This window comes from Streptomyces syringium, from assembly GCF_017876625.1.
GTDB lineage: Bacteria > Actinomycetota > Actinomycetes > Streptomycetales > Streptomycetaceae > Streptomyces > Streptomyces syringius.
Genome location: NZ_JAGIOH010000001.1, coordinates 4,813,565 through 4,838,290, shown reverse-complemented (window position 1 = coordinate 4,838,290; position 24,726 = coordinate 4,813,565). Strand labels below are relative to the sequence as shown.

The window sequence follows — 24,726 nt, the reverse complement described above, 5'->3', positions numbered from 1 at the left end:
GCCTTCCACCGGCCCCCGACCAGGAGGAAAGATCATGGCTGCGGTGCGCGACGGACTGCCCGAGGGTCGCTACGGCCGTACGGCGGACGAGCGCGCGGACCGCAAGCTGAAGATCGTCGGTGCGGTGCTGGGCGCGGCGCTGCTCGGCATGGTCGGCTGGTTCGGCGTGCACTACGTCACCAAGACGGACGTCAGCGGTGAGCTCGTACGGTCGAAGTCGATGTCGGACACCACCGTTCAGGCGGTGCTGGAGGTCCGCAAGGAGAAGGACGCCGCCGCGGTCTGCACCCTGCGTTCGCTGGCCGCGGACGGCTCCGAGACCGGGCGCAAGGACGTCAGGTTCGACCGCCGGGAGACCCATTTCACCGAGCTGGTCACGCTCCGTACGACACAGTGGGCCGCCGCTACGAAACTCGAGGGCTGCACGGTCGTTTCAAACGGCTGATCGCACCGCGCTGACCTGCCCTGACGCGATTCTTGCGCAGTATCGCCCGCTTGCTCCTTCCCCCTTCCCGGGCGGAATTGTTAGGCTCGTGGTTTCGCCCACCTCTGAAGGCGCACCCTTCTGAGTAGGGCGTTCATTTGTATCGCGATGTATCCCCAAGCATTCCCAGTACCGACGAGGAGCACCTGTGACCCAGACCAGCGACAACGTCACCTGGCTGACTCAGGAGGCGTACGACCAGCTCAAGGCCGAGCTGGAGTACCTGTCTGGTCCCGCTCGCACCGAGATCGCGATGAAGATCGCGGCGGCCCGCGAGGAGGGTGACCTGCGAGAGAACGGCGGGTACCACGCGGCCAAGGAGGAGCAGGGCAAGCAGGAGCTCCGTGTGCGTCAGCTCACGCAGCTGCTGGAGGCCGCGAAGGTCGGCGAGGCTCCTGCCGCGACCGGTGTGGTCGCCCCCGGCATGGTCGTGACCATCGCCTTCGACGGCGACCCGGACGACACGCTCGACTTCCTGCTCGCCTCCCGCGAGTACGCCAGCTCGGACATCGAGACGTACTCCCCCCAGTCCCCGCTGGGCACCGGCGTGAACGGCAAGAAGATCGGCGAGGACGCCGAGTACGAGCTGCCGAACGGCAAGAAGGCCAAGGTCCGCATCCTGGAGGCCAAGCCCTACCAGGCCTGATCCCAGCGCGCCCGGCTCCCGGGCGTGACCGAAGAGCCCCGGACCTCCTGTCGAGGTCCGGGGCTCTTCGCCGTCCACGCTTCGCCGTCCGCTCTTCACCGTCCACCCGTACGGGTGCATCCCGTGCTCAAGCCGTCGCCGAGCGGTATTTGCGGACCGACAGGGTGCGGAAGACGACGATGATCACCACTGACCAGATCAGCGACGCCCACACCGGGTGCTGCATCGGCCACGCCGCCGGCACCGGATAGCCGTCCGGCAGATTGCCGAAGAGCTGCCGGGCCGCCTGCACGGTCGCGCTGAAGGGGTTCCACTCGGCGATGTAGCGCAGCGCCGTCGGCATGTTGTCGGAGGGCACGAAGGCGTTCGAGATGAAGGTCAGCGGGAAGAGCCAGATCAGCCCGCCCGAGGTGGCCGCCTCCGGGGTCCGTACCGTCAGCCCGATCAGCGCGCCGATCCAGGAGAAGGCGTAGCCGAGCAGCAGAAGCAGCGCGAAGCCCGCCAGCGCCTTGAGGATGCCCTCGTGAATGCGCCACCCCACGATCACCGCGACGATCGCCAGCACCACCAGCGTCAGCGCCGTCTGGACGAGGTCGGCGAGCGTACGGCCCGTGAGCACGGCACCGCGCGCCATGGGCAGCGACCGGAAGCGGTCGATGAGCCCCTTGTGCATGTCGTCGGCGATACCGGCGCCCGCCCCCGCCGTGGCGAAGGTGACGGTCTGGGCGAAGATGCCCGCCATGAGGAATTGCCGGTACGTGGAGGGGTCGGTGCTGCCGCCCACGGCGATCGAGCCGCCGAACACATAGCTGAACAGCACCACGAACATGATCGGCTGAATGAGCCCGAAGATGACCACTTCGGGTATGCGCGCCATGCGGATGAGATTGCGCTTGGCGACGACCAGGGAGTCCCGCCCGGACTGGACGACCCCACCGCGCGCTCTGGGGGCCGCCGTACCGAGGGCGGTGTTGCCGATGGTGCTCACGTGGCGGCCTCCTCGTCCACACGCGTCCCGTCCAGCTTCCGCGTCCCGTCCGGCTTCCGGGTTCCGTCCGGTTTCCCGCCGCCACTCCCGCCGCCGTTCCCCCGCTCCTCCTCCGTCTCGGCGGCGTGGCCGGTGAGCGAGATGAAGACGTCGTCCAGCGTCGGGCGGCGAAGCCCGATGTCGTCGATCTCGATGCCCCGCCCGTCCAGCTCGCGGATGACCTCGGCGAGCAGCTTCGCGCCGCCGGAGACCGGGACGGTGACCTTGCGGGTGTGCTCCTCGATCTTGGAGCCGCCCTTGCCGAAGGACCGCAGGATCTCGTCGGCCACGGATATGTCGCCGGGCTCGTGCACGACGACTTCGACGCGCTCCCCTCCCGTACGGGCCTTGAGCTGGTCGGAGGTGCCGCGCGCGATGACGCGGCCGTGGTCGACGACCGCGATGTCGTGCGCGAGGTGATCGGCTTCCTCCAGATACTGCGTGGTCAGCAGCAGGGTCGTGCCGCCGGCGACCAGTTCCTGGATGACCTCCCACAACTGCTGCCGGTTGCGCGGGTCGAGCCCGGTGGTCGGCTCGTCCATGAACATCACGGGCGGGCTGACGACCAGGGCGGCCGCGAGGTCGAGGCGGCGGCGCATGCCGCCGGAGTAGGTCTTGGCGGTGCGGTCGGCGGCCTCGCCGAGGTTGAAGCGCTCCAGCAGCTGTCCGGCCCGCACCTTCGCGTCGCGGGCGCTCATCTGGTAGAGCTGACCGACCATCCGGAGGTTCTCGCGGCCCGTCAAATACTCGTCGACGGCGGCGAATTGGCCGGACAGACCGATCTGACGGCGGACCTCGGTGGGGTTCTTCAGGACGTCGATGCCCGCGACGACGGCCCGGCCGCTATTGGGTTTGATCAAGGTGGTGAGTACGCGTACTGCGGTGGTCTTGCCGGCGCCGTTGGGGCCCAGCAGTCCTAGAACGGTTCCTTCCGGAACGTCGAGATCGACGCCGTCCAGAGCCCTGACGTCGCCGAAGGTCTTGACCAGGCCTTCGGCGTAAATGGCGCCTGGCATGGAGGTTCTCCCCGTTTCGGGTGACGTATTACAGGATTTTACGTTCGCCGAGCCCGAACCGCCTTGGGAATGAACCACCCCACTTGTCACAACATGACGAGATAACCCGCATTCCGCAGGGCTTCGCCCACCTCCGTGCAGTGCTCCGGCCCCTTCGTCTCCAGGTGGAGCTCCACCTCCGCCTCCGTGAGCCGGAGCCGCGGATCGGTGCGCACATGGCTCACGTCGAGGACGTTCGCGTCCAGCTCCGACAGCACCTCCAGGAGCGCGGCGAGCGCGCCCGGACGGTCCGTCAACCGCAGCCGCAGAGAGAGATACCGGCCAGCCGCGGCCATGCCGTGCCGCAGGATGCGCTGCATGAGCAGCGGGTCCACGTTGCCGCCCGACAACACCGCGACGACCGGCCCCTCGAACGAGTCGGGCGCGGCCAGCAGCGCCGCCACCGGGCTCGCCCCGGCGGGCTCCACCACGAGCTTCGCCCGTTCCAGGCAGAGCAGCAGCGCGCTGGAGAGATCGTCCTCCGTGACCGTGACGACGTCGTCGACAAGGTCGTTGACGATCTTGAACGGCACGTCGCCGGGGCGCCCCACCTTGATGCCGTCCGCCATCGTGACCGGAGCCTGGATCGACACCGGATGCCCGGCGGCCAGCGAGGGCGGGTACGCGGCGGCGCCCGCCGCCTGCACCCCGACGATCCGCACATCGGGCCGCAGGGCCTTGACCGCCACCGCGATCCCGGCCGCCAGCCCGCCGCCACCGATGCCCACCACGATGGTGCGCACCTCGGGGCACTGCTCCAGGATCTCCAGCCCCACCGTGCCCTGCCCCGCGACGACATCGGGGTGGTCGAAGGGGTGGATGAAGACCGCGCCGGTCTCACGGGCGTAGTCCTGTGCGGCCCGCATCGCGTCGTCCACGATCTGTCCGTGCAGACGGACTTCCGCGCCGTACTCGCGGGTGGCGGCGACCTTCGGCAGCGGCGCGCCCGCCGGCATGAACACCGTGGAGCACACGCCGAGCAGGGACGCCGCGAGCGCCACGCCCTGCGCGTGATTACCGGCGCTGGCCGCGACGACGCCCGCCGCACGCTCCCGCTCGGTCAGGCCCGCGATCCGGACGTACGCGCCGCGCACCTTGAAGGAGCCGGTGCGCTGGAGGTTCTCGCACTTGAGGTGGACGGGCGCGCCGACCAGCCCGGACAGATAGCGGCTGCCTTCCAGCGCCGTGATCCGGGAAACCCCCGACAGTGTCTTCTGCGCGTGGCGCACATCATCAAGAGTCAGGACGGACAGGGCGGATGAGACGGAAGCGTCTTCCGAGGCTCTACCGGACTTTACGGACGCCTCAACCGTCGGAACGGGCGGCTCGGCCGTCGGAACGGGCGGCTCGGCCGACGAAGCAGTCGCCCCAGGCATCGAAATGCCCGCTCCCACCTCCGAAGCGGACCCCTCGGCCGGCGAAACGGTCGCCCCGGGCATCGAAGCAGAGGTACCCGCCTCGTCACCAACTCGTGCAGCCATGTGCCCAGTCTCGCAGCTCGCCCCGCCCCGGCCGCCGCAGAGCCGCACAAACCGACCGGTTTGCGCAGCACCAGTACGGCCGCCCGCCCGGCCGCGTACTCTGTCCCCCATTCCGCAGCGTTTCCGAAGCTTTTCCCCGCCCTTTTTCCGTCCCCGCCGCACGAAGTGAGTCCCAGGCCATGCCCACCCCTCCGGACATGACGACCGACCTCGCACCCGGTGTCCTCGACACCCTCCAGCACCAGGTGGCCGTCTTCGCCCGCCGCGCCGAACAGACCCGGCTCGGTGGCGTAGGCCAGGTCCGCAACTCGATGGACCGCGCCGCCTACCTCCTGCTCAACCGTCTCGACCAGGAAGGCCCGATGGGCGTCAAGGCGCTCGCAGCGGGCATGGGCATCGACTCCTCGACCGTGACCCGACAGGTGGCGCCGCTCGTCGACACCGGCCTGGTCAAGCGCACCTCCCACCCCGAGGACGGCCGGGCCGTCGTCCTGCAGCTCTCCCCGCGCGGCAAGGCCCGCCTGGAGGAGGTCCGCGCCTCCCGGCGCGAGCTGATGGCGCTGGTGACCGAGGGGTGGACCGAGGCGGAGCGGGACTCCTTCTGCACCCTGCTCACCCGCTTCAACGTGGCCCTGTCCGACCTGCACACCGCGCTCCCCCCGGTGCCGCCGACCTCTTGACCCGGCGCGGGTCCCTGCCGTGTCCTTGAGGGCACGTGCCCGTACGGGCACGTGCCACGGAGGCCCCGGTGAACGAACGGCGTGCGGCCAGGGAGCACCGTCGCGCCCAGGAGTTCGAGCTGTTCGTCGCGGGCGCGGGCGGCCGGCTGCTGCACGCCGCGCTCCTGCTGACCGGTGAGCCGTGCCGTGCCGCCGGCAGCGGTGGCGGCATCCACGGCGTCGACGGCAGCCGTGGCGGTGAGGCCGGCAGCCGTGGCACCGAGGCCGCCGAGCGCCTGCTGACGGCGGTCCTGGCGCGTACGTACGCGGACTGGGACCGGCTGCGCGGCGAGGATCCGTACGCCCGCACCCGCCAGGAGCTGGCGGCCCGCTTCGCGCGGTCCGCCCGGCGCTACCGCCGCCCGCGGGGCGGCGTCCTGGGCGGGCTCTCCCCGCGGGAGCGCCTGGTGCTCGTTCTACGGCTCCACGAAGGCGTTCCCGAGGAACAGACCGCGGCCGCCCTGGGGCTGTCCGTGGAGCGCGTGCGGGTCATCTGCACGCGGGCGGTCAGCGCCCTGCGCTCCCGCCCGGTGACACCCCCGGCGCCCGACCGGGCCGCGCCGTGAGCGCGCACGACCGCAAGGAGGACGAGGTCCGGCGGATGCTGGGCCTCTCGCACCCGCAGGTCCCGCCGGAGCTGGCCGCGCGGGCCGCGGACCGAGGGCGCGGGATCCTGCGCGCCCGCCGGGCCGTAGGGGCCGTGGTGTGGGTGCTGCTGCTGATCGCGGTCGTGGCCTTCTGGGTCTGGGCCGCGATCGAACAGCCCTGGTCGGCGCCGCCGCGGGACCCGTGACGGGCCCCGCGGCGCACGCCTCGACCGGTTAGCCCAGGGCCTGGGTGAGGTCGGCGAGCAGGTCGTCCGCCGACTCGATGCCGACCGAGGCCCGCACCAGGTCCGCCGGGACCTCCAGCGCGGAACCGGCCACCGAGGCGTGCGTCATCCGGCCCGGGTGCTCGATCAGCGACTCGACGCCGCCCAGGGACTCACCGAGCGTGAACAGCTTGGTGCGGTTGCAGACCTCGACCGCTGCCTCCTCGCCGCCCGTGACGCGGAAGGACACCATGCCGCCGAACGCGCGCATCTGCTTGGCCGCGACCTCGTGCAGCGGGTGCTCGGGCAGACCCGGGTAGTAGACCTGGGTCACCTTCGGGTGCGCGAGCAGCAGCTCCACCACGCGCTCGGCGTTGGCGGTGTGGCGGTCCATGCGCACGGCCAGGGTCTTGATGCCGCGCATCGTCAGCCAGGAGTCGAACGGGCCGGCGACGGCACCCATCGCGTTCTGGTGGTAGGCCAGCTCCTCGCCGAGGCCGGCGTCGGCGGTGATCAGCGCGCCGCCGACGACGTCGGAGTGACCGCCCATGTACTTGGTGGTGGAGTGGACCACGACGTCCGCGCCCAGGGCCAGCGGCTGCTGGAGGTAGGGGCTGGCGAAGGTGTTGTCCACGACCAGCTTCGCGCCGGCCTCGTGGGCGACGGTGGCGACGGCCGCGATGTCGGTGATGCCGAGCAGCGGGTTCGAGGGGGTCTCGACCCACACGATCTTCGTCTCCGGCCGGATGGCGGCGCGCACGGCCTCCGGGCTGGAGCTGTCGGCGACCGACCACTCGACGCCCCAGCGGCTGACGACCTTGGCGAACAGCCGGAACGTTCCGCCATAGGCGTCGTTCGGGATGACGACGTGGTCGCCGGGCGCCAGCAGCGTGCGCAGCAGGCAGTCCTCGGCCGCCAGACCCGACGCGAAGGCGAGGCCGCGGGTGCCGCCCTCGAGCGCCGCCAGGTTCTCCTCCAGCGCGGTGCGCGTGGGGTTGCCGCTACGGCTGTACTCATAACCACCGCGCAGGCCGCCGACGCCGTCCTGCTTGTAGGTGGAGACTTGGTAAATGGGCGGAACGACGGCTCCCGTCACGGGATCCGGTTCCTGTCCGGCGTGGATGGCGAGGGTTTCGAAGGAATGCTGGTCGCTCATTGAACCGAGGGTAGTACCAGGTTCACCGAAACACTCCTGTTCACTTGTAACCGGCGGATGAACGATCCGCCGGTTCCCCGCGTTGTCCCACCGTCGGCCCTCGTTCTCTGCTCTCAGGACACCTCATGGAGTTTCTGTTCATCCTGCTCGCCCTCGTACTGATCTGCGGGGTCCTGGTGGTGCCCGCGTTGCGGCGCCGCCGCGCCGGGCAGGACGCCGTACGGGGCCACCAGGCCGCCGTCGACCCGGCCGGTGTGTACGGCTTCGTCCCCGTCGAACAGCTCGACGTACGGCTGCCCGGCCCGGACCCGGAGCTGCTCGCGGCCGTCACGGAGGCCCGCCGCACCCAGGACTGGAAGCCCGCCTCCGAGCTGCTGGCCCGCACCGACGCCACCACCGCCGCCGAGCTGCGCTGGCAGCGGGTGCAGACCCTGGCCGGTGCGGCGGTCCAGGAGCTGGCCGAGGCGCCGGGCACCGGCGGGATGTGGCTGCGGCACTGGCGGGTCGTGGCGCCGAAGGACGCGGGCGGCGCGGCCGTGCAGGCCGAGTTCCTCGTGCAGCAGGCGCTGCGCGACCCGTCCTCGCAGGACTACCGCATGATCCTGGAGGAGGCCCGCTCGGTCTGCGCCGAGGCGGCCCTGCTGGCCCCCGGCGACGCCGTCCCGTACATCGTCCGGCTGGGCGTCGAGCGGGGTCTCGGTTCGAGCGAGGCGGAGTTCCAGTCCGTCTGGGAGACCGTCGTGGCCCGCGCACCGGGGCACATGGGGGCGCATCTGGCGGCGCTGCGCTACTGGAGCGCGAAGTGGCACGGCTCGCAGGACCGCGCGGACGCCTTCGCGCAGCGCGCGGCGGGCGCGGCCCCGGCGGGCAGCCTGCTGCCCGCGCTGCCGCTGTTCGCCGTGTACGACCATCTGTCGGACGTGAACCTGGTGCGCGGCCTCTACCAGAGCGCGGTCGTCACGCAGGCGATCGAGGCCGCCCGGTTCGCGGTGGCGCACGCGCCGGCCGACCACCCGGTGCTGCCGCACGTGCGGCACCTGCTGGTGTGGTTCCTGGTGCGCGCCGAGCGCTTCCAGGAGGCGATGGACCAGCTGCGCAAGGTCGACGGCCACATCGGGGCGGTGCCGTGGACGTACGAGTCGGACCCCGTCGGGGCGTACGCGACGTACCGGGCGCTGGCCGTGGCGGGCTGGGAGGCCCAGGGCGGAGCGCGGGGCTGAAGCCCGCGGGGCCGGAATGCGCTCCGGCCCCCGCACGTTCTACGGACGCCGCCTTCACCACCGCTGGGAGCCGAGATGCTGTTCCACCGCCGCGAAACCCGACTGCCGTCCCCCGAGGAAGCGCTCAAGGGCCGCCCGGAACCGGAATTCACCCTCCCCGACCGCCACACCGTCCTCGGCAACCCCCTGGCGGGCCCCTACCCCGAGGGCCTGACGGTGGCCGACTTCGGCCTGGGCTGTTTCTGGGGCGCCGAGCGCAAGTTCTGGCAGACCCCCGGCGTCTGGACGACCCTGGTCGGCTACCAGGGCGGGCACACCCCGAACCCGGCGTACGAGGAGGTGTGCAGCGGCCTGACCGGCCACACCGAGGCGGTCCGCGTCGTCTTCGACCCTTCATCGGTGTCGTACACGACCCTCCTCAAGCTCTTCTGGGAGTCCCACGACCCCACCCAGGGCTTCCGCCAGGGCAACGACACCGGCACCCAGTACCGCTCGGCGGTCTACACCCACTCCCCCGCCCAGCAGGCCGAGGCCGAGGCCTCCCGCACGGCCTACCAGTCGGTCCTGCGCGCCTCCGGCTACGGCGACATCACCACCGAAATCCTCCCGGCGGGCCCCTTCTACCCGGCAGAACCGCACCACCAGCAGTACCTCGACAAGAACCCGGCGGGCTACTGCGGCATCGGCGGCACGGGCGTGAGCTGCCCGGTGGGCGTGACGAAGGCCGACGGCTGACGGCAGCGCTTTCCTGTTTTGGAAAGATCCCGTCCTTGACCCCGCCGCAATCTCCTCGGGAGCATCAAACGCGACAGGAGCACGCCGACCCAGTGGGGGGCAAGGATGCTGCGGAAGCTGTCCGGTGACCCGGATTGCAGGAATGGAACGTGCCCGACTCTGTGGAGCACCGAGGACTCCAAGGACTACGTGGTCCAGGGATACGTGATTACCGACCCCGAACGGCTCGCACAGCTCGACCTGCCCAAGGGCGAGACCGCCGTCATGGTGCCGGCGGCAGTGCTGGAGGAGTACTTCCGTGCTCAGCGGTGAGGAGTTCGGCCGGCTCTTCGAGACGTTCGAGCGGGCCGCCTTCCGACTGGAGACGCTCTCCGTCTACGACGTGGAAGAGGAGCGCGAGGAGTTCGAACGCTTCCTGGCGAACGGGGACATGGGCCCCGACTGGCACGACAACCCGTGGGTCCGCTCGATGACCGGCAAGGGCAAGGGCGTGTCCCGCGTCCACGTCCTCCGCTCGCCCCTGACCGACTATTTGCGTTACGAACTGGCCGCGTACCCCGGAAACATCACGGCCGGCGAGACCATCGGCATCATCGACTTGGCAGAGCAGACCGTGGACGGCCTGCCTGATCACGACTTCTGGCTGTTCGACGACCAGGACGTGTACCGAATGCACTACACATCCGAGGGTGTGTTCATCGGCGCCGAGCCGCTCCCCGCCCACACACTTGCCGAGTACCAGGGCTACCGGGACCGGGCCCTGGCCGAAGCAGTGCCGTTCGCGGAGTACTGGGAGCGGCACCGCTGACCGCAGACTCGATCGGGAAGGCCCTGCGGGCGCTGCGCGACGCATCCGGTCTCACGGGTGACGCGGTGGCCCGCAGGGCTTCCATGTCCGCCGGGAAGCTCTCAAAGATCGAGACCGGCAAGGTGCGGCCGACCGTACAGGACGTGGACCTGGTCCTCACCGCCCTGGGCGTGAGCCAAGAGGTCAAGGAAGAGTTCCTGGCGACCGCCCGCGCTGATGCCACCGAGGCCACCGCGTGGCGCCTGCTGCGTCGCATGGGCCCGTGGAAGCACCAGAAGACCATCCGGGCCATCGAGGCAGGCACCACGACGCTCAGGCTCTTCCAAGGTCAGCTCGTCCCCGGCCTCCTCCAGACCCCCGAGTACGCCTCTGCTGTCTTCTGCTTACCGCCTGCTCTGCCGGAGCAGACCAGGGCCAGGACCGTGGCAGCGCGCCTCGGACGGCAATCGGTCCTGCACGAGCCAGGCCGGTCGTTCCGCTTCCTGATCTGCGAGCACGTACTCCGGTGGCGCATCAGCGAGCCCGTCATCATGGCGCTGCAGCTGGACCGGATCGTGTCTGTCTCTCGTCTGCCCAACGTCTCGCTGGGTGTGGTGCCGTCCGGCCGTCCGATGCCGGATTTCCCGATGACCTGCTTCAGCCTGCACGACGACCGGCTCGTCATTGTGGAAACGTTCCACGCCGAGGTCACTACCCGTGAACCGAAGGACGTCCAGCTCTACACCGACACCTTCGAACGATTCGCTGCCGTGGCCGTCTACGACGATGACATGCGGGCCCTGGTCGAGGGCATCAGAGATGGATTCTTGCCCCAACAGGAAAGGTCCTGGAACGAGCCGCTCAGCGGGTGAAGCATCGGCGATGCCAACACCCGAGGAGGGAATCCCAGTGAGCAGCCGCAGGACCACGATGGACTCACGGTTCGGCTGTCCCCTCCTCGCGAACACCTTCACCCGCGCCGGAGGAACAGATGACCGACCTGTACAGCATCGACATCACTGGTTCGCAATTCAGCAAGGCGTGTGGGGGCAACACGCACCCGGACGGCGAGGCGTGCGTGACTCTCTCCAAGATCGGGCCGAACTCGTGGGCCTTGGGCGACAGCAAGCGGCCGACTGCCGAACCGCTGCGATTCACCACAGCGGAGCTGGGCGCGGCCGGTATCGACCCCGCGCGGTTCGGGCTCTCCGCCTGACGCTCTGAGCAGAGCCCTCCTCACCGACGTCCCCGCCCATATGTCGACGGGCGGGGACGTTGCCTTCCCCCGGAACGGAGCACAGTGCACATCCACGGTTATGCCTGGCTGGGTGAGAAGAAGGCGTTCGACGAGGAAAGCTTGAGGCGACCGGTAGGCGAACCGCCAACGGCTGACAGCCCCCTGGATGTGATCCAGCGCTACCGTTCGGCGTTGGCGGACTTTCCCGTGACGGATCTGCCACCGCTTCAGACGGCACACTGGCTGCTGAAACCGGCGTCGCTGGTCCGGGGCACGTGGCAGGAACCGAAAGAGGCCGGGGAGTGGCTGGGGCTTCAGCTCTCAGAGTTCGCCCCGAGGTTCGTCTCTGAAGACGACCGAGAGGTGACCCGCTTGATGCTCCTGACGAAGGGCGCTGTGGAGCGGCTGGCCTGGGGCGGGGACGTGTCCTTCGGTCACTACCTGAAGGGCACTGTCTTCCACTCGATCGCACTCGTTACGTGCTCCCCGAATCGCACCGACTCCACCCTGCCCTGTCCCATTCGACAGACGCGCACATGACAGCTGCCCGCCGCAGGGCAGCGCGTGTCTACAGGCGACCGTCCGGTCCGACAACGGTCTCGCACGCATCGCAGAGCGTCAGTTCGATCGGTCGTCCTTCGCGCAGCGTTCATCACAGCCGGATGACGGATCACGGACGTGCCGTAGGCACGGCCCCAGTTCAGCGTCATGTTCAGCGGCAGGCGGTGGCACATGCACCGGCATTCAACCTGCGGACGCCGCGGCCGCGCGGGCGTTGGTCAGGAGTTCGTGGGCGAGGGTTGTGTGGGGGTGGGTGGGGCCCAGGGCTCGTTCTCGGGCGGTCAGGACGGCTTCGTGGAGGGGGATCGCCCGGGTGAGGTCGCCCGCGAGTTGGTAGGTGTACGCGAGGTTGCTGCGGGCCGTGAGGGTTTCCGGGTGGCCGGGGCCGAAGACGCGTGCGTAGTCTGCCGTGCTCTGCTCGTGCAGGGAGATGGCGCGGTCGAGGTCGCCCGCCTCGCGGTACGCGCTCGCCAGGTTGTTCCGTGAGACGAGGGTGAGCTTGTCGTCCGGGCCCAGGAGCCGTTCGCAGTCGGCGAGGTTGCGGCTGTGCAGTTCGGCGGCCAGGTGCACATCGCCGGCCAGTCCGTGGGCGTAGGCGAGATTGGCGCGGGCCATGAGCGTTTCCTCGTGGGCGGCGCCGAAGACGCGCTCGCAGTCGTCACGGTTTCGCTCGTGCAGTGTGATGGCCCGTTCCAGATCGCCCGCCGCGCGGTATGCGCTGGCGAGGACGGAGCGGGACGCCAGGGTCCGAGGGGCATCCGGGCCGTGCAGCCGCTGTGACGCCGCCATGGAACGCTCGGCGAAGCCGACGGCCCGGTCGAGTTGGACCTCGCTCTGCAGGAACGCCGAGGTCAGAAGCCAGATGACATCGGTCTCCTCGTCGTCCCGTGCGGGCGGGACATGGTCGGCGAGGGCCTCGATGTGCGGGAGCAGTGCCCGCCAGCGCGGACGGCCGGCCACGTTGAACAGCGGGTCTTCCGGGAGCGCCGCGCCGAGCAGGCCGATGGCCCGGCGGCGGGCCTCCTCGATCGTCTCCTCGGCGCGATGGGGGTCGGCCGGGTCGGGGGTGCGGGCCACGGCCTGGACGAGGCGGTGGACGGTGAAGGTCAGCGGGGTGAGCGTGATCATGCTGTACGCGTGCAGCAGCGCCAGCGCCTCGTCGACGGCGATCGGGTCGTCGTCGAGGGCCTCGGCCAGGTCGCGCGGCACGTCGTCGGGGCCGAGCCAGGCGAACGTCCGCAGGATGTCGACCGCGAGCGGGTCCCGGGCGGCGATGGCCTGCAAGGTCAGCTGCCAGACCCGGGCGACGGTGCGTTCGTGGTTGTCCGTGGCGGACGCGGCGAACATCCGTGCCGGATGGCGGCGCAGCCGCGCCAGGTACGACGCCGGGGTGATGGCGGTGTGCTGGATGTACGCGGCGGCCTGGGTCAGAGCGAGGGGGAGGTGGCCCAGTTCGGCTGCCAGCTCCGCCAAAACAGCGCCGTCGTCGGGCCCGCCCGGCTGGCCCGCCCCACCCGCCTCGCCGATGATGCGCATGAGCAGATCCGTCGACGCGTCGGGTGCCAGGGTTCGCAGGCCCAGGGGCCGGGCGAGGTGGTGCCAGCCGGTGGCGCGCCGGCTGGTGATCAGATGCTGCCCCGTCGTGAGAGGACCGATCACCGGGGCGAGATCGTCCGGGGCCTCGGCGTTGTCGAGGACGAGCAGCCAGCCCTCGTGCGACTGGAGCCATGCGGTGGCCCACGCGGCTCCTTCGGCACTCGCCGAAGCGGTGAGGTTCGCGTACGGGTCGAGGTGCGCGGCAAGGGAGGCGAGCGCGAGGGTGATGCCGTCGGGGGTCTCGGCGGGCACCCACCAGACGGGGTTGTAGCGGTCGCGGTGGCGGTGGGCGTAGTGCAGGGCGAGCGTGCTCTTGCCCATGCCGCCGAGGCCGTGCACGACGGTCGCGGCGCCCCCGCCGTCCATCGCGGCGCCGAGCCGCGCCAGGTCCTCGACACGGCCGACGAAGACGGCGCTGCGCGGTGCGGGCAGATTGTTCAGCCCGGGCGGCGCCGGCACCTCGGCGGGCGCTCTGAGCGCCTCGGCCGGAAGGTGCAGGGTGCGGTTGTCGATCGTGGCCGCGTCGCCGGTGCTGATGATGCCGTGGTTGCTGCCGACGGCCACCGCGCCGGGCCCGGACGCCTCCCCCTGCACCTCACGCCGCTCCTGATACTGGTGCGTCATCGCTGGATGGTGGCGTCGCTTCCGGTGCTGATGACGCCGGAGTTGTGCTGCACGGCGACGGCCCCCGCACCGGAGGCGGTGAACGACGACCCGGCGGGCGGCAGCAACCGCGCCAGCTCGGCGGTGAGTTCGGGGTCCGCCAGCAGCGCCCGCTTGAGCTGCGCCCGCAGCAGGGCTTGCAGGTCCTCGTCCTCGGGTGCGGCGGCGAGCGCGTCGACCGCGCCCTCGATGTCCTCGCGGCTCTCCTCCCGCCGCCAGACGCGCTGAAGGATCCGCTGCCCGAGCGACACGGTCGCGTCGGCGCCGGCGTCACTCACCCGCGTCACCACGGCCGTCCCGTACGCACCGACCGCCGCCGTGACGTACGGCGCTATCTGACCGGCCACCAGCAGAGCGTCCACGACGCGACCTCCCCCGTTCCGCCCACGCGGAGTCCCAGGAAACTCAACCTACCCGTGGGGCGGTCCGAACGGCAGCCCGATGTGCCGTCAGTCCGTGACTCCCAGGTCCTCGCGCATGAGGCGGCGCATGGCGGACAGCCGGGGTTCCGCCTCCTTGAGGTCGATCAGGACCTGTTGGGTGTTCTCGCCGTCACGGGCCCGCCCCCGGTCGATCCGTTTCACGGCGGCGTCGCTCGCGGAGAGGACCTTGTTGAGGTGGCGGGACGCGTCCAATACCGCCTCCGGCACGATCATTTGCGCCTCGGCGTAACGGTCGCGGTGATCGAGCCGGGCCTCTTCGAGCTGCGCGCGCTCCTGGTCGGTGTAGACGCCGTCCCGGATGCGGTGCAGGGCGTCCTTGAGGAGGGTGTGGAACTGCCCTGTCGCCCGGTTCATCGCCGTGTACGCGGCCCGTCGCTCCTCGAAGCGCCGCCGCTCCTCCGCCGCCTGCCCTTCCTCGGCACGCTGCCGCGCGGTCACCCGATGGGTGACCAGCGGTGCGAACAGGGTGCCCAGCACTCCCACCACAGCGGTGAGCATGGCGGCGATGACGGCGCTCATGCGCAGACCCTAGCGGGGCGGGCGCCGTGCGCCATGACTACAGTCCACGGATGGACTGGATGGAGCGGGTGAGGAATCTGCGGCAGTGGTCGCAGAACGGGGTGCGTGCTCCGCACAAGCCGTTGTTGCTGCTGTACGCGCTGGGACGGTTTCAGCAGGACGCCGACGCCGCTCTCCGTTTCACGTCCGTGGAGGGCGATCTGGCTCGTCTGCTGGAGGACTTCGGTCCCAACCGGAAGACGAGCGCGGCGTATCCCTTCCACCACCTGACCAGTGACGGCGTCTGGGAGGTCCGTACAGACACGGGCTCCGGAAGCCCCGGGTCCGTCGTGGGCAGGCTCCGGTCGAGCGGGGCGGCGGGGCGGCTGGCGCCCGGTCTGCGAGCGGCTCTGTCATCGGAACCCGCCCTGCTCGGACGCCTCGCGCACCTGCTCCTGGACAGCCACTTCCCGCCGTCCCTGCACCCGGACATCACCGCCGCCGTCGGGCTCGACCTCGAAGCGGCCGACGGAACGGCGGTACTGCTCGGCGAGGTCACCAAGGAGACCCGGCGCCGTAACGCCGAACTGCGGGCGAAGGTGCTCGTGGCCTACGAATACCGCTGCGCCTTCTGCGGATTCAGCGGATCGATCGGGCACACCCCCGTCGGACTGGAGGCCGCACACGTGCGGTGGTGGGCGTTCGACGGCCCGGACCGGCTGTCCAACGGCCTGTGCCTCTGCTCGCTCCACCACAAGCTGTTCGACCAAGGCGTGCTGGGCCTGAGCGGACAGCGCCGGATCATGGTCTCCCAGGAATTCACCGGCGACGGTCGCGCCGCGCGCGGGCAGGTCCACGACCTGTCCGGCCAAGCGCTCATGGGGCCCCAGCCGGGCACCGATCCGGTGGACCCGGAACACATAGCCTGGCACACCCGCCAGGTCTTCCGGGGCGAACCCCGACTGGCGGCCTGACCCCCGTCACCGGCCTACCGCCGACGGGCCCGGAACCGGAAACTGCCCTTCCCCACGGTCACTTCGGGGTCGGCGAACCCCGCCGCCCGCAGTCGTCCCGCCAGCGTGCCGGGCGGTACGGGCACGCAGGTGTCACCGAGGTGGACGAGGCGGAAGCCCCAGCCGGTGAGGGCGTCGCAGCCGACGAACTCACCGCCCGCGCGCAGCACCCGGTGCGCCTCCGCGAAGAGCGCGTCCTGCTGCCCCGGCGACGGCACGTGGTGGAGCATCGTGAAACAGGCGACGGAGTCGAACCGCCCGTCCGGCAGCGGCAGGGCGGCGCCGTCGCCGTGGATGACCTCGGCCCTGTCCCCGAACTCCCGGCGCAGGCCCGAGGCGGAGGCGGCGTCGATCTCGACGACGCTCAGGCGCGGCACCTGGCGCACCAGGACGCGCGTGGTCGCCCCGTAACCGGGGCCGATCTCCAGGGTGTCGGGCCCGAGCCGGACGTCCTCGAGGGCCCAGGGCAGCAGTTCGTTCTCGATCGCGCGGGCCCACATCCGGGAGCGGCACAGGTGGCGGTGAAAGCGGTTCATCGGCATGCTGCGAGGCTAGGAACCGGTCGGGGGTGTCGGATACGGGCCGGGGAGCCAACCCATGTCGCGAGACGGACAGTCGCAGGCACCGCGGGGCGGGCAGCTGACGTCCGCCCCCGGCGGTGCGGTCGTCGTCGGCAGCTTCGCGTTACGGACCGGCGAGTGGTTCGGCCGTCACGCGCACGGCGCGCACCAGCTCGCGTGGGCGCCCCACGGCGTCCTGGCCGTACGGGCCACCGGCCGCACCTGGGTCCTGCCGTCCACCCTCGCCCTGTGGATCCCGGCCGGCGTCCGCCATGCCACGGGAGCGACGAGCCCCGCCCTGCTGCGCAGCCTGTACTTCTGGCCGGAGCGCTGCCCGCTGACCTGGCGCGAACCCCAGGTCGTGCCCGTCTCCGGGCTGCTGCGCGAGCTGATCGGGCACCTCGCACAGGACCAGGACACGCTCGGCGCGGACGCGCGGCACCGCGCCGAGAGCGTCGTCCTCGATCTCCTCCACCCGGTGTCCGTCGCGACCGTGCGGGCGCCGCTGCCCGCCGATCCCCGGGCCCGCCGCGTGGCGGAGGCCCTGCGCGCGAACCCCGCCGACGACCGGACGCTCGCGCAGTGGGGCGCGGTGGTCGGCGCGAGCGCCCGCACGCTGGCGCGGGCCTTCGTCTCCGGCACCGGCATGACGTACGGGCAGTGGCGCACGCAGCTGCGCCTCCAGGCCGCGATGCCCCTGCTGGCGGCGGGCTCCACGGTCTCCTCCGTGGCCCACCGCGTCGGCTACGGCTCACCGAGCGCGTTCGTGGCGGCGTTCCGCCGGGGCGTGGGCGTGCCGCCGGGGTCGTATTTCGCACCGCCGGGCTGAGGCGTATTTCGCACCGCCGGGCTGAAGGGACACGGCGGCAGGCCGACCGTCCACGGCGGCAGACCTACCGTCCCCTCAGCACCGCCGCGTCCGCCGCCTCCTCGCCCCGCGCCCATCCCTCCGCGTCGCGTCCCTTGAGGCGGTGCGCCGTCGTCGTCGGGAAGAGCCGTTCGGCGGTCTCGCCGACCGCCACCTCGCGCGCCGCCAGCACCGGCAGCACCTCCCGGTCCTCCTGCCCGGCCTCCGCCGCGACGTCGCGCGCCGCGTCCGACAGCCGGTCGCGGATGCGGGCCGCGTAGGCGATGAGGAAGGACTGACGGAAGTCGCGGGTGCGGCGGGAGCGGGCGTGGTGGGCGTCGCCGGCCCGGCGCATGGCGGCGGTGGCCTGCACCAGCAGCGAGGTGTACATCAGCTCCACCAGCTCCAGATCGGCCTCGAAGCCGACGACCGTGGAGAAGTCGTAGTCGCTCGACCACACCGCCCGGCAGTGGTTGGCGGCGGCGACCGCGTCCAAAAGCAGCGCCTTCGCGGACTCGTACGGCCCCTCGACGCCGATCCGGCAGGCGGTGGGCCCGTCGACCGGTTCCGTGGAGTGGGCGGCGACCAGCGCCTCGTCGATGGAGTGCCGCGCCATGAGCTCCTGGGCCTTCGCCGACAGCGCCTCCGCCTCCTCGGCGAACTCCGTCGACTCCGCTTTCGCCAGCAGGGCCCGGATCCGGGCGAGCATGCGGGGCGCGATGGCGCCGGTACGGGCTTCCGCGCGCCCTGCGGCCGTCGCGTGCGCCCCGGCGGCCGCATGCGCGGTGCCCGTCCCGTGCGCGGCGCCCGGCAACGGACCGGCCGCTCCGATCTTCGGCAGCGTGCCGATCAGCCGTAGCGTCCCGAGCGCGCACGCCGTCGTCTCGAACCGGCTCAGCCGCTCGCGCCCCGCGAAGCCCTCCAGGAAGGCGTCGTCCGTCTTCCACCACACGCGGGCGTCCGCGTCCGCCAGCTGCGCGGCCCAGCGCGCCCCGAGCGTGTCCGGCGGGTACCGCCGGGCCTCGGCCGCGATGGCGTCCACCGTGAACCGCACCTCGGCGGCGGTCAGCTCCCGCCGCACGAGCCGCAGGACGTCGGCGGGCTGCCAGCCGTACTCCCAGGCACGCCGCAGGGTCGTCCCGGCGACCCGCAGCACGGACCGGCTCACGGCCTCCCAGCCGGCGGGGGCGGCGCTCAGCGCGGAGGCGGCGGCGTACAGCGCGTCGTCGAGGTCCTCCGGTGCCTGGGCGCGCAGACCGCGCAGGGCCTCCTCCACGGCCTCCCGCAGCCGGGCCTCCTCCGGCAGCTCCCGCTGCCGCTTGTCGCGCTTGGCCACGGAGCTCTCTTCCCTCGGGGTGTACGGGCTGTACACCCCATTTTCCCGTACACCGGCGTGGGCCCTGCCTACACGGACGGCAGTCGCACCTGGTAGATCCCGATCGACCGCTCGGGGCGGTAGCCGAGCAGCTTGTTCACGGCCCGCATCGGACCGTTGTCGTCGGCGACGGTGGTGGCGATCTCGCGCACCGGCAGGCCCTCCTCGGCCAGCAGCTCCAGCATCCGCAGCTTGACCGCCCGCCCGAGCCCGAGCCCCCGGTAGGCGGGGGCCACGGCGGTGTCGTACTGCAGGGCCCGTACGTCACCGGGCGCGCGCTGCACCAGCTCCGAGTAGCCCGCGTGGGTGCCGTCGGGGGCGACGGCAACGACCGTGAGCATCACCCCGCCGCGCTCGACGACGGCGTTCTGCGCGGCGCGGATGCGGGCGGCGTCCCACTGGAACGGCTTCTCGTCCACCTCGCCCATGGAACTGTCGGCCATGGCCCCGTGTGCGACCGCGAACGGCTCGGCGTGCTCGTCGGGCACGACACCGTTCCAGTGCACGAACCGATAGCCGTCGGGGAGCCGCGGCGGCTCGACGGTCTCCTCGGTGATGCGCTGCACGTACATGACGAGCGGCAGCGCGCAGGTGCAGTCGTGCGCGACCGCGAATTGTTCGCCCTCGCCACCGAGTTCGATCTCCAGGCTCACGGAGGTCCGCTTCTCCTCGGTGAGCACCTCCCGCAACTCCCGCCACAATCTCGCGCCGATCCCGCGCCGCCGCTGGTCCGGCCGTACAACGAGCCCGTCGATCCAGGCCGTCGCCCGGTTCTCCTCGTCGTCGAACAGCCGCAGCGAAGCGACCCCGGCGTATCCGTCGCCGTCCGGCATGGGCACGGCCAGCCGCACATAGCGGCTGCTCGCGGCCGGTACGCGCAGAGCGCCCGCCGTCTCCACCCGGTCGGGCGCGGGCACGGCGGCGGGCAGGTCATGCGCGTGCGCGTCGGTGACGACGGCGTGCCACGCGTCGATCTCGGCCTCGGTCGGGCTCGCGGTCAGCCGCAGCAGGTCAGTCATCCTCCGCACGGTACGGGCTGCGGTCTGGGCTGTCGTCGGGTTTTCCGATCAACGGGAGGTTCCGGGCGTCCGGGGGTTCAACGGGTCAATTCACCTGGTCGCCGACCGCCTTGTGTGGCGCCTCCTCCGCGGCCACGACACCGACCGGCGCCCGGCGTTCTCACCCGCCGTTCCGGTCCTGGGCGGCCATGACCTCATCGCCGTGCTCGAAGGCCCAGGCGCCGAAGGCGTCGATCGGGCCGAGCAACGTCCGCCCCAGGGCCGTGAGTTCGTACTCGACGCGGGGCGGCGCTTCGGCATGGGCGTGTCGTTCCACCAGACCGTTGAACTCCAGCCGCCGCAGCGTCTCGGTCAAGACCTTGGGGCTGATGCCGCCGATGCGCTCGCGAAGTTCGCCGGGGCGCCTGGGGCCGTCCCGCAGGACCCAGATGAGCACGGGGTTCCAGGTGTTGGAGAGCAGGTCGAAGGCGAGACGGGCACGGCAGTCGGCGAGGTAGGCGTCGGTCGTCACGTACCGAATGGTGCCTGACGGGTTTCCTAGTGTCGCCGTATCGCCGCCCAGGAAGCGGTGGGAACGAGCGAGGAGAGGGGCGGGGACCGATGAAGATCGGCGTGCTGGGAACGGGAAACATGGCGGACGCACTGGCCACGCACTGGGTGCGGGCCGGGCATGAGGTATTCGTCGGAGGCCGGGACGAGCGGAAGGCCCAGCGGCTCGCGACGCGCCTCGGGGGCGGCGCGGGTCACGGGAGCCTGCACGCGGCGACGGACTTCGGCGAGGTGGTGCTGGTCGCGCTGCCCTATGGCGTGGGGGCGGACGTCGTCAGGGAGTACCGGGCGGCGCTGAGCGGGAAGGTCCTGCTCGACTGCGCCAACCCGGTCGGGCCCGGCTTCCGCCTGCTGACGGAAGCCGGCCCCTCGGCGGCGGGCCGCCTTGCCGCGGCGGCGCCGGGCGCGCGGGTCATCAAGGCGTTCAACCTCTGCCACGAGTCCGTGTGGCGGATGACCCCGCCGGTCTTCGACGGTCAGCCCCTCGCGGTTCCGGTCTGCGGGGACGACGAGTCGGCAGTCGCGTTGGCGTACGAACTGGTGCGGGACGTGGGCTGTGCGCCGGTGTCCGGGGGCGGACTGGAACGCGCCGGACTGCTGGAGGCGACCGCGGCGCTGTTCATCGGACTGTGGGTGGAGGAGCAGGCGGACGCGCGGGCGATCGCGCCGCCCTTGGCGTATGCGACGGGTCCGGGGACCGGCCGGCACTAGGGCGTGTCCGGGGCGCCGGCCTGTCGCACCGGCTCCACCTCGGCTGCCGCCCGCCGGTCATAGCTCCGGCGGGCGGCGAGTACCTCGTGCTGGTGTTCCTCGGACCAGCCCTGGATCGCCGTCAGCAGGCCGGTGAGGCTGTGACCGAGCTCGGTGAGCTCGTATACGACCTTGGGCGGGATCGTCGGGTAGACGGTGCGGGTGACCAGGCCGTCGCGCTCCAGGGTGCGCAGTGCCTGCGTGAGCATCTTCTGCGTGACGCCGTCCAGACTGCGGCGCAGTGCGTTGAAGCGCAGCGGCCCCTGTTGCAGGGCGCCCACCGTGAGCAGGGCCCATTTGCTGGTGAGCAGTGACAGCACCGGGCGGGACGGACAAGTCTGGAAGTAGGCGTGGGCGCCGCCGTATTGCCGCAGGTCATCGCAGGTATCCATAGGGAACCTGGGTATCAGGAGGGTGCCTTCTTCTCAAGAGTCAGTGCCTGACGCAGGCTGGTGTGTGCCGCGCGGCGACCGTAAGAGATCAGCTGGACGATCAGTAAGAGGGGTACGTCATGGGTGTGCTCATGCGCGCCGTCCGTCAGCTTGCCTTCGGTGGTCCCGAGGAGCTGCGCGTGGCGGAGGTGGAGCGTCCGGAGCCGGTGGCCACCGAGGTGCTGGTGCGGGTGGAAGCAGCCGGTGTGAACCCGGTGGACGCGAAGTTCCGGGCAGGCGTGGTGCCTTGGGGAAGCCTGCCGTTCATTCCCGGCTGGGACGTGTCGGGCGTGGTCGAAGCGGTCACGCCCGGCGTCACCCGCTTCGCGCCGGGCGACGAGGTGTACGGGATGGTGCATTTCCCATGGCGCGGCGGCGGCTACGCCGAGTACGTCACCGCCCCGCCCCGCCATCTGGCCCACAAACCCGCCGCCCTCACCCACGCCGGGGCCGCGGCCCTGCCGATGGCGGCGCTCACCGCCTGGCAGGGCCTGGTGGACACGGCGCGGGTGTCGAGCGGGCAGCGGGTGCTGATCCTCGGGGCGGCCGGCGGGACGGGCCACCTGGCCGTACAGATCGCCAAGGCGTTCGGGGCGTACGTCATCGGCACCGCGCGGGCGGAGAAACACGCGTTCGTGCGCGGTTTCGGCGCGGACGACGTCGTCGACTACACCACGACGGATGTCGCTACGTCGGTACGGGACGTCGACGTGCTCTTCGACTTGGTCGCAGGTGACGACGCGGCGCGCGCGGTGGAGGTGTTGCGGCCCGGCGGGATCCTGGTGAGCGCCACCCGCGCGGCGGCCGTGCCGGGCCTGGCGGAGCGAGGGGTGCGCTTCGCCGCCCTCGGCGTCGAGCCCGACTACGCCTCGTTGGAAAAGCTCAACGCCCTCATCGAGCAGGGGCGGCTTCGGGTGCACGTCGAACGCAGCCTGCCGCTGACGGAGGCGGCCGAGGCTCACCGTCTGATCGAAAGCGGACGGGTGAAGGGAAAGATCGTCCTCGTTCCTTAGGACGGGGATTCCGGGGCCCTATTCGTCCAGGCAGTCGGCCAGGAACCGGCACGTGCGCCCGAGGTCCTTCATGTGCACCACCGCCGAGCACAGCCCCGGCCCCCCGTCGTGATCGAGATCCACCCGCACCCGGTCGATGAGCGCCCGCCATCGATGCCACGGCCCCGTGCCACGGTCGAGACCGTCCGCGATGGCCTGCGCGGCCGGCAGCATCAGCCAGAGGTGGGTACGCAGGGCCCGGGTGATCTCGTGGACCTCCTCGGCGCGGGGAAGAGCCGTCCGCTCCTGGAGGGCGCGGCGGACGGTGGCGCGGATGGTGACGAGGTCGAGGGGGACGTTGTCACCGGTCATCATCGTGGTGAGCGTGGGCTCTTGCTGAGGGCTCTGGGGGGTCATGGGCGGGACGTCCTCCAATTGGTCAGGGGCACTGCGGCACGCGCTCGGTCCGACCGCCCTCAGGCCGGGCGGCAAGGGCCGAAATGATCAGCGTCAACTGCTGGTCAGCTTGGAGACACGGAAGAGGGCAGCCGGGAACATGCAGGCCGGAGGCCTGTTCAAGCGACTCACCGGCCTCCGGTGACATCGAGTTAACCGGCGGGCTGTAGAGACCGGTACGTCCGTGCCAGGGTGGGGAGTTGAAATCCTTGAATTTCAGGGGAGGCCCTTCCCATGCATGCCGATCGCACCCCGAACCCCGGCCTTGCCTCGCTGATCAGCGAGGCTCGCTGGACGAACGGTGAGCTCGCTCGCCAGGTCAATCGCGTCGGCACCGAGATGGGCCTCGCCCTGCGCTACGACGACTCCTCGGTGTGCCACTGGCTGACGGGAACGAGGCCCCGGCGTCGCGCCCGTCCGGCGATCCTCGAAGCCTTCGCCCGCCGGCTGAACCGACCCGTCACGCCCGCTGAGGCGGGCTTGGGCAACACCGAGGAGGCCCCGGCCGCCCCGGCTGACGGCGTGACCGGTCTCATCGAGCTGGGCGGCGCCGACATGGACCCCTCGCGGCGAGCCGTGCTCGGCGCCGCGGGGCTGTTCTCCGTCGCCCTGACCATCCCGCAGTACCAGGATGTCATCGGCCGCTTCGAGACGATGAGGCGCAACCCTCGCGCCCGCATCGGATACGGCGAAGTGGAAGCCGTGGCGGCGATGACGGAACGCATCAGCGAGATCGACGACATGTTCGGCGGTCGCCATGCGCGCCCCATGGCTGCCGCGTTTCTGGTCAACACGATCGCGCCCCATCTCCAGGCCGAGGCGTCGGAAGACGTTCGCAAGGCGATGCTGTCGGCAGCCGCCGACCACCTCTACCTCACCGGATACATGGCGATGGACGAGCGTGCCGACGGCCTTGCCCAGCGGTACTACATCAAAGCACTGGAGTTGGCCGGTGCCGCACAGGACCATCTCACCTACTGCACAACCCTGCGCGGGATGAGCGTCCAGGCCGTCGACCTCGGCCACGCCCCCCTCTCGCTCCGCCTCGCCGACTCCGCGTCCGCCGCGTCCCCCGAGGCGGGCCCCCGCATGACGGCCTTCCTCTCCGGGCAGCAGGCGCACGCCGCAGCCCAGACCGGTCACCGCGCCACCGCGCTGACGAAGATCCGCGAAGCCGAGGTCGCCATGGAGAAGGCCGAGTCCAAGGCAAAGGCGTTCGGCTCGTACGACCCGTCGTCGCTGGCCTACCACGTGGCCCAAGTCCGTTACGCGCTCGGCGACAAGGAGGCGGCGATCGAAGCGCTGGAGGAGTCCGACCGCACCCGCTACTCGATCTACCGGCGCGGGCGCGTGCGGCACCTCGGCTTGCTGGCCGAGAGGAAGCTGGAGATCGGCCGGCTGGACGAGGCATGCGCGGACTGGCATCGCGTTCTCGACGACTTCCCGCACGTGCAGTCCGGACGGTGCGACGACCGGTTCCGCGCGATGCTGGCCGCCCTCCGCCCCTACGTGAAGAACGCCCGCGCCAGGGAGGTCTACGACCGGGCCAGGGCCATAGCGGCCTCCCCCCGGCCTTCAGCCCGCGAGGCGTAAGGGGCGCGGTCAGCGCCGATCG

The 24,726-nt window shown here is 71.2% G+C and carries 29 protein-coding genes; 16 read left to right on the top strand and 13 right to left on the bottom strand.

The window, feature by feature from the left end:
* Positions 1–34: 34 nt before the first annotated feature.
* Both JO379_RS21660 and greA read left to right on the top strand, forming a co-directional pair.
* Complete coding sequence (locus tag JO379_RS21660; protein ID WP_130879624.1) at positions 35–445, top strand: DUF4307 domain-containing protein; 411 nt, start codon at positions 35–37, stop codon at positions 443–445.
* A 187-nt stretch (positions 446–632) separates the two neighbouring features.
* On the top strand, positions 633–1,130 hold the full coding sequence (gene greA, locus JO379_RS21655; protein ID WP_130879623.1) for a transcription elongation factor GreA: 498 nt from the start codon (positions 633–635) through the stop codon (positions 1,128–1,130).
* Positions 1,131–1,257: 127 nt separating this feature from the next.
* Here the strand turns inward: greA and JO379_RS21650 are convergent, their stop codons facing one another.
* The 3 genes from JO379_RS21650 to ilvA all read right to left on the bottom strand — a co-directional run bounded on the left by JO379_RS21650 (position 1,258) and on the right by ilvA (position 4,456).
* Entirely contained in the window at positions 1,258–2,118 is an 861-nt protein-coding gene (locus JO379_RS21650; protein ID WP_242626229.1) for an ABC transporter permease, read from the bottom strand.
* Positions 2,115–3,173 (bottom strand): ATP-binding cassette domain-containing protein, encoded by a 1,059-nt coding sequence (locus JO379_RS21645; protein WP_209516485.1) that lies wholly within the window; start codon positions 3,171–3,173, stop codon positions 2,115–2,117. The genes JO379_RS21650 and JO379_RS21645 overlap by 4 nt, the downstream gene beginning before the upstream one ends.
* An 86-nt stretch (positions 3,174–3,259) precedes the next feature.
* Positions 3,260–4,456 (bottom strand): threonine ammonia-lyase, encoded by a 1,197-nt coding sequence (gene ilvA / locus JO379_RS21640; protein ID WP_245382363.1) that lies wholly within the window; start codon positions 4,454–4,456, stop codon positions 3,260–3,262.
* A gap of 416 nt (positions 4,457–4,872) precedes the next feature.
* Between ilvA and JO379_RS21635 the strand changes: the two genes are divergently transcribed.
* From JO379_RS21635 to JO379_RS21625, 3 genes are all read left to right on the top strand, one after another.
* Complete coding sequence (locus JO379_RS21635; RefSeq protein WP_207303966.1) at positions 4,873–5,373, top strand: MarR family winged helix-turn-helix transcriptional regulator; 501 nt, start codon at positions 4,873–4,875, stop codon at positions 5,371–5,373.
* Between the two features lie 68 nt (positions 5,374–5,441).
* Entirely contained in the window at positions 5,442–5,978 is a 537-nt protein-coding gene (locus tag JO379_RS21630) for a sigma factor-like helix-turn-helix DNA-binding protein (RefSeq protein ID WP_130879619.1), read from the top strand.
* Positions 5,975–6,205 carry a hypothetical protein gene (locus tag JO379_RS21625; protein WP_209516482.1) on the top strand — a complete coding sequence of 77 codons (231 nt, stop codon included), beginning with the start codon at positions 5,975–5,977 and terminating at the stop codon, positions 6,203–6,205. The genes JO379_RS21630 and JO379_RS21625 overlap by 4 nt, the downstream gene beginning before the upstream one ends.
* Positions 6,206–6,233: 28 nt before the next feature.
* Here JO379_RS21625 and JO379_RS21620 read toward each other — a convergent pair whose 3' ends face one another.
* Complete coding sequence (locus JO379_RS21620) at positions 6,234–7,379, bottom strand: cystathionine gamma-synthase (protein ID WP_130879617.1); 1,146 nt, start codon at positions 7,377–7,379, stop codon at positions 6,234–6,236.
* Positions 7,380–7,504: 125 nt separating this feature from the next.
* Between JO379_RS21620 and JO379_RS21615 the strand changes: the two genes are divergently transcribed.
* The 6 genes from JO379_RS21615 to JO379_RS21590 all read left to right on the top strand — a co-directional run bounded on the left by JO379_RS21615 (position 7,505) and on the right by JO379_RS21590 (position 11,898).
* The gene (locus tag JO379_RS21615) at positions 7,505–8,599 is read left to right on the top strand and encodes a hypothetical protein (protein ID WP_130879616.1); all 1,095 of its coding nucleotides are present in this window, start codon (positions 7,505–7,507) and stop codon (positions 8,597–8,599) included.
* Positions 8,600–8,674: 75 nt separating this feature from the next.
* On the top strand, positions 8,675–9,334 hold the full coding sequence (gene msrA, locus JO379_RS21610) for a peptide-methionine (S)-S-oxide reductase MsrA (RefSeq protein ID WP_209516481.1): 660 nt from the start codon (positions 8,675–8,677) through the stop codon (positions 9,332–9,334).
* A 298-nt stretch (positions 9,335–9,632) separates the two neighbouring features.
* Complete coding sequence (locus JO379_RS21605; RefSeq protein ID WP_209516477.1) at positions 9,633–10,142, top strand: DUF6879 family protein; 510 nt, start codon at positions 9,633–9,635, stop codon at positions 10,140–10,142.
* Complete coding sequence (locus JO379_RS21600) at positions 10,124–10,993, top strand: helix-turn-helix domain-containing protein (RefSeq protein WP_307842216.1); 870 nt, start codon at positions 10,124–10,126, stop codon at positions 10,991–10,993. The genes JO379_RS21605 and JO379_RS21600 overlap by 19 nt, the downstream gene beginning before the upstream one ends.
* Before the next feature lie 119 nt (positions 10,994–11,112).
* Positions 11,113–11,337 (top strand): DUF397 domain-containing protein, encoded by a 225-nt coding sequence (locus JO379_RS21595; RefSeq protein ID WP_130879611.1) that lies wholly within the window; start codon positions 11,113–11,115, stop codon positions 11,335–11,337.
* Between the two features lie 84 nt (positions 11,338–11,421).
* Complete coding sequence (locus tag JO379_RS21590) at positions 11,422–11,898, top strand: hypothetical protein (protein ID WP_130879610.1); 477 nt, start codon at positions 11,422–11,424, stop codon at positions 11,896–11,898.
* Positions 11,899–12,102: 204 nt separating this feature from the next.
* Here the strand turns inward: JO379_RS21590 and JO379_RS21585 are convergent, their stop codons facing one another.
* The 3 genes from JO379_RS21585 to JO379_RS21575 all read right to left on the bottom strand — a co-directional run bounded on the left by JO379_RS21585 (position 12,103) and on the right by JO379_RS21575 (position 15,140).
* Positions 12,103–14,139: a tetratricopeptide repeat protein gene (locus JO379_RS21585; protein ID WP_209516474.1), complete on the bottom strand. Its 2,037-nt coding sequence runs from the start codon at positions 14,137–14,139 to the stop codon at positions 12,103–12,105.
* The gene (locus JO379_RS21580) at positions 14,136–14,540 is read right to left on the bottom strand and encodes a hypothetical protein (protein WP_130879608.1); all 405 of its coding nucleotides are present in this window, start codon (positions 14,538–14,540) and stop codon (positions 14,136–14,138) included. Before JO379_RS21580 ends, JO379_RS21585 begins: the two co-directional genes overlap by 4 nt.
* An 87-nt stretch (positions 14,541–14,627) precedes the next feature.
* Positions 14,628–15,140, bottom strand: coding sequence for a hypothetical protein (locus JO379_RS21575; protein ID WP_130879607.1), 513 nt, complete (start codon positions 15,138–15,140; stop codon positions 14,628–14,630).
* A gap of 50 nt (positions 15,141–15,190) precedes the next feature.
* Between JO379_RS21575 and JO379_RS21570 the strand changes: the two genes are divergently transcribed.
* Positions 15,191–16,093, top strand: coding sequence for a phosphorothioated DNA-binding restriction endonuclease (locus JO379_RS21570; protein ID WP_209516471.1), 903 nt, complete (start codon positions 15,191–15,193; stop codon positions 16,091–16,093).
* Between the two features lie 14 nt (positions 16,094–16,107).
* Here the strand turns inward: JO379_RS21570 and JO379_RS21565 are convergent, their stop codons facing one another.
* The gene (locus JO379_RS21565) at positions 16,108–16,674 is read right to left on the bottom strand and encodes a class I SAM-dependent methyltransferase (protein ID WP_165451599.1); all 567 of its coding nucleotides are present in this window, start codon (positions 16,672–16,674) and stop codon (positions 16,108–16,110) included.
* A gap of 55 nt (positions 16,675–16,729) precedes the next feature.
* On the opposite strand from JO379_RS21565, the gene JO379_RS21560 reads away from it, so the two are divergent.
* A complete protein-coding gene (locus tag JO379_RS21560; protein ID WP_209516468.1) occupies positions 16,730–17,521 on the top strand; it encodes an AraC family transcriptional regulator in 792 nt (263 codons plus the stop codon).
* 64 nt (positions 17,522–17,585) lie between these two features.
* Here JO379_RS21560 and JO379_RS21555 read toward each other — a convergent pair whose 3' ends face one another.
* The 3 genes from JO379_RS21555 to JO379_RS21545 form a co-directional block, all read right to left on the bottom strand.
* A complete protein-coding gene (locus tag JO379_RS21555; protein ID WP_307842096.1) occupies positions 17,586–18,875 on the bottom strand; it encodes a DUF2786 domain-containing protein in 1,290 nt (429 codons plus the stop codon).
* Between the two features lie 68 nt (positions 18,876–18,943).
* Positions 18,944–19,933, bottom strand: a complete 990-nt coding sequence (locus JO379_RS21550) for a GNAT family N-acetyltransferase (protein ID WP_209516466.1) — start codon at positions 19,931–19,933, stop codon at positions 18,944–18,946.
* 160 nt (positions 19,934–20,093) lie between these two features.
* Positions 20,094–20,444, bottom strand: coding sequence for a winged helix-turn-helix transcriptional regulator (locus tag JO379_RS21545; protein WP_130879603.1), 351 nt, complete (start codon positions 20,442–20,444; stop codon positions 20,094–20,096).
* A gap of 89 nt (positions 20,445–20,533) precedes the next feature.
* On the opposite strand from JO379_RS21545, the gene JO379_RS21540 reads away from it, so the two are divergent.
* Positions 20,534–21,193, top strand: a complete 660-nt coding sequence (locus JO379_RS21540) for an NADPH-dependent F420 reductase (protein WP_209516463.1) — start codon at positions 20,534–20,536, stop codon at positions 21,191–21,193.
* Here JO379_RS21540 and JO379_RS21535 read toward each other — a convergent pair.
* The gene (locus tag JO379_RS21535; protein WP_209516460.1) at positions 21,190–21,624 is read right to left on the bottom strand and encodes a winged helix-turn-helix transcriptional regulator; all 435 of its coding nucleotides are present in this window, start codon (positions 21,622–21,624) and stop codon (positions 21,190–21,192) included. The genes JO379_RS21540 and JO379_RS21535 overlap by 4 nt on opposite strands.
* A 119-nt stretch (positions 21,625–21,743) precedes the next feature.
* On the opposite strand from JO379_RS21535, the gene JO379_RS21530 reads away from it, so the two are divergent.
* On the top strand, positions 21,744–22,676 hold the full coding sequence (locus JO379_RS21530; RefSeq protein ID WP_245381515.1) for an NADP-dependent oxidoreductase: 933 nt from the start codon (positions 21,744–21,746) through the stop codon (positions 22,674–22,676).
* A gap of 18 nt (positions 22,677–22,694) precedes the next feature.
* Here the strand turns inward: JO379_RS21530 and JO379_RS21525 are convergent, their stop codons facing one another.
* Positions 22,695–23,072, bottom strand: coding sequence for a DUF6415 family natural product biosynthesis protein (locus tag JO379_RS21525; RefSeq protein ID WP_209516457.1), 378 nt, complete (start codon positions 23,070–23,072; stop codon positions 22,695–22,697).
* 273 nt (positions 23,073–23,345) lie between these two features.
* Here JO379_RS21525 and JO379_RS21520 point away from each other — a divergent pair, with 273 nt between their 5' ends.
* Entirely contained in the window at positions 23,346–24,704 is a 1,359-nt protein-coding gene (locus JO379_RS21520) for an NsdA family TPR-like regulatory protein (RefSeq protein WP_209516454.1), read from the top strand.
* Positions 24,705–24,726 lie beyond the last annotated feature (22 nt).

Coding starts and splice junctions, on each gene's coding strand:
- msrA (WP_209516481.1), top strand. CDS start 8,675: ATGCTGTTCCACCGCCGCGAAACCCGACTGCCGTCCCCCGAGGAAGCG.
- JO379_RS21530 (WP_245381515.1), top strand. CDS start 21,744: ATGGGTGTGCTCATGCGCGCCGTCCGTCAGCTTGCCTTCGGTGGTCCC.
- JO379_RS21560 (WP_209516468.1), top strand. CDS start 16,730: ATGTCGCGAGACGGACAGTCGCAGGCACCGCGGGGCGGGCAGCTGACG.
- JO379_RS21550 (WP_209516466.1), bottom strand. CDS start 19,933: ATGACTGACCTGCTGCGGCTGACCGCGAGCCCGACCGAGGCCGAGATC.
- JO379_RS21660 (WP_130879624.1), top strand. CDS start 35: ATGGCTGCGGTGCGCGACGGACTGCCCGAGGGTCGCTACGGCCGTACG.
- JO379_RS21535 (WP_209516460.1), bottom strand. CDS start 21,624: ATGGATACCTGCGATGACCTGCGGCAATACGGCGGCGCCCACGCCTAC.
- JO379_RS21540 (WP_209516463.1), top strand. CDS start 20,534: ATGAAGATCGGCGTGCTGGGAACGGGAAACATGGCGGACGCACTGGCC.
- JO379_RS21645 (WP_209516485.1), bottom strand. CDS start 3,173: ATGCCAGGCGCCATTTACGCCGAAGGCCTGGTCAAGACCTTCGGCGAC.
- JO379_RS21525 (WP_209516457.1), bottom strand. CDS start 23,072: ATGACCCCCCAGAGCCCTCAGCAAGAGCCCACGCTCACCACGATGATG.
- JO379_RS21520 (WP_209516454.1), top strand. CDS start 23,346: ATGCATGCCGATCGCACCCCGAACCCCGGCCTTGCCTCGCTGATCAGC.
- JO379_RS21635 (WP_207303966.1), top strand. CDS start 4,873: ATGCCCACCCCTCCGGACATGACGACCGACCTCGCACCCGGTGTCCTC.
- JO379_RS21565 (WP_165451599.1), bottom strand. CDS start 16,674: ATGCCGATGAACCGCTTTCACCGCCACCTGTGCCGCTCCCGGATGTGG.
- JO379_RS21615 (WP_130879616.1), top strand. CDS start 7,505: ATGGAGTTTCTGTTCATCCTGCTCGCCCTCGTACTGATCTGCGGGGTC.
- JO379_RS21575 (WP_130879607.1), bottom strand. CDS start 15,140: ATGAGCGCCGTCATCGCCGCCATGCTCACCGCTGTGGTGGGAGTGCTG.
- JO379_RS21570 (WP_209516471.1), top strand. CDS start 15,191: ATGGACTGGATGGAGCGGGTGAGGAATCTGCGGCAGTGGTCGCAGAAC.
- JO379_RS21585 (WP_209516474.1), bottom strand. CDS start 14,139: ATGACGCACCAGTATCAGGAGCGGCGTGAGGTGCAGGGGGAGGCGTCC.
- JO379_RS21620 (WP_130879617.1), bottom strand. CDS start 7,379: ATGAGCGACCAGCATTCCTTCGAAACCCTCGCCATCCACGCCGGACAG.
- JO379_RS21595 (WP_130879611.1), top strand. CDS start 11,113: ATGACCGACCTGTACAGCATCGACATCACTGGTTCGCAATTCAGCAAG.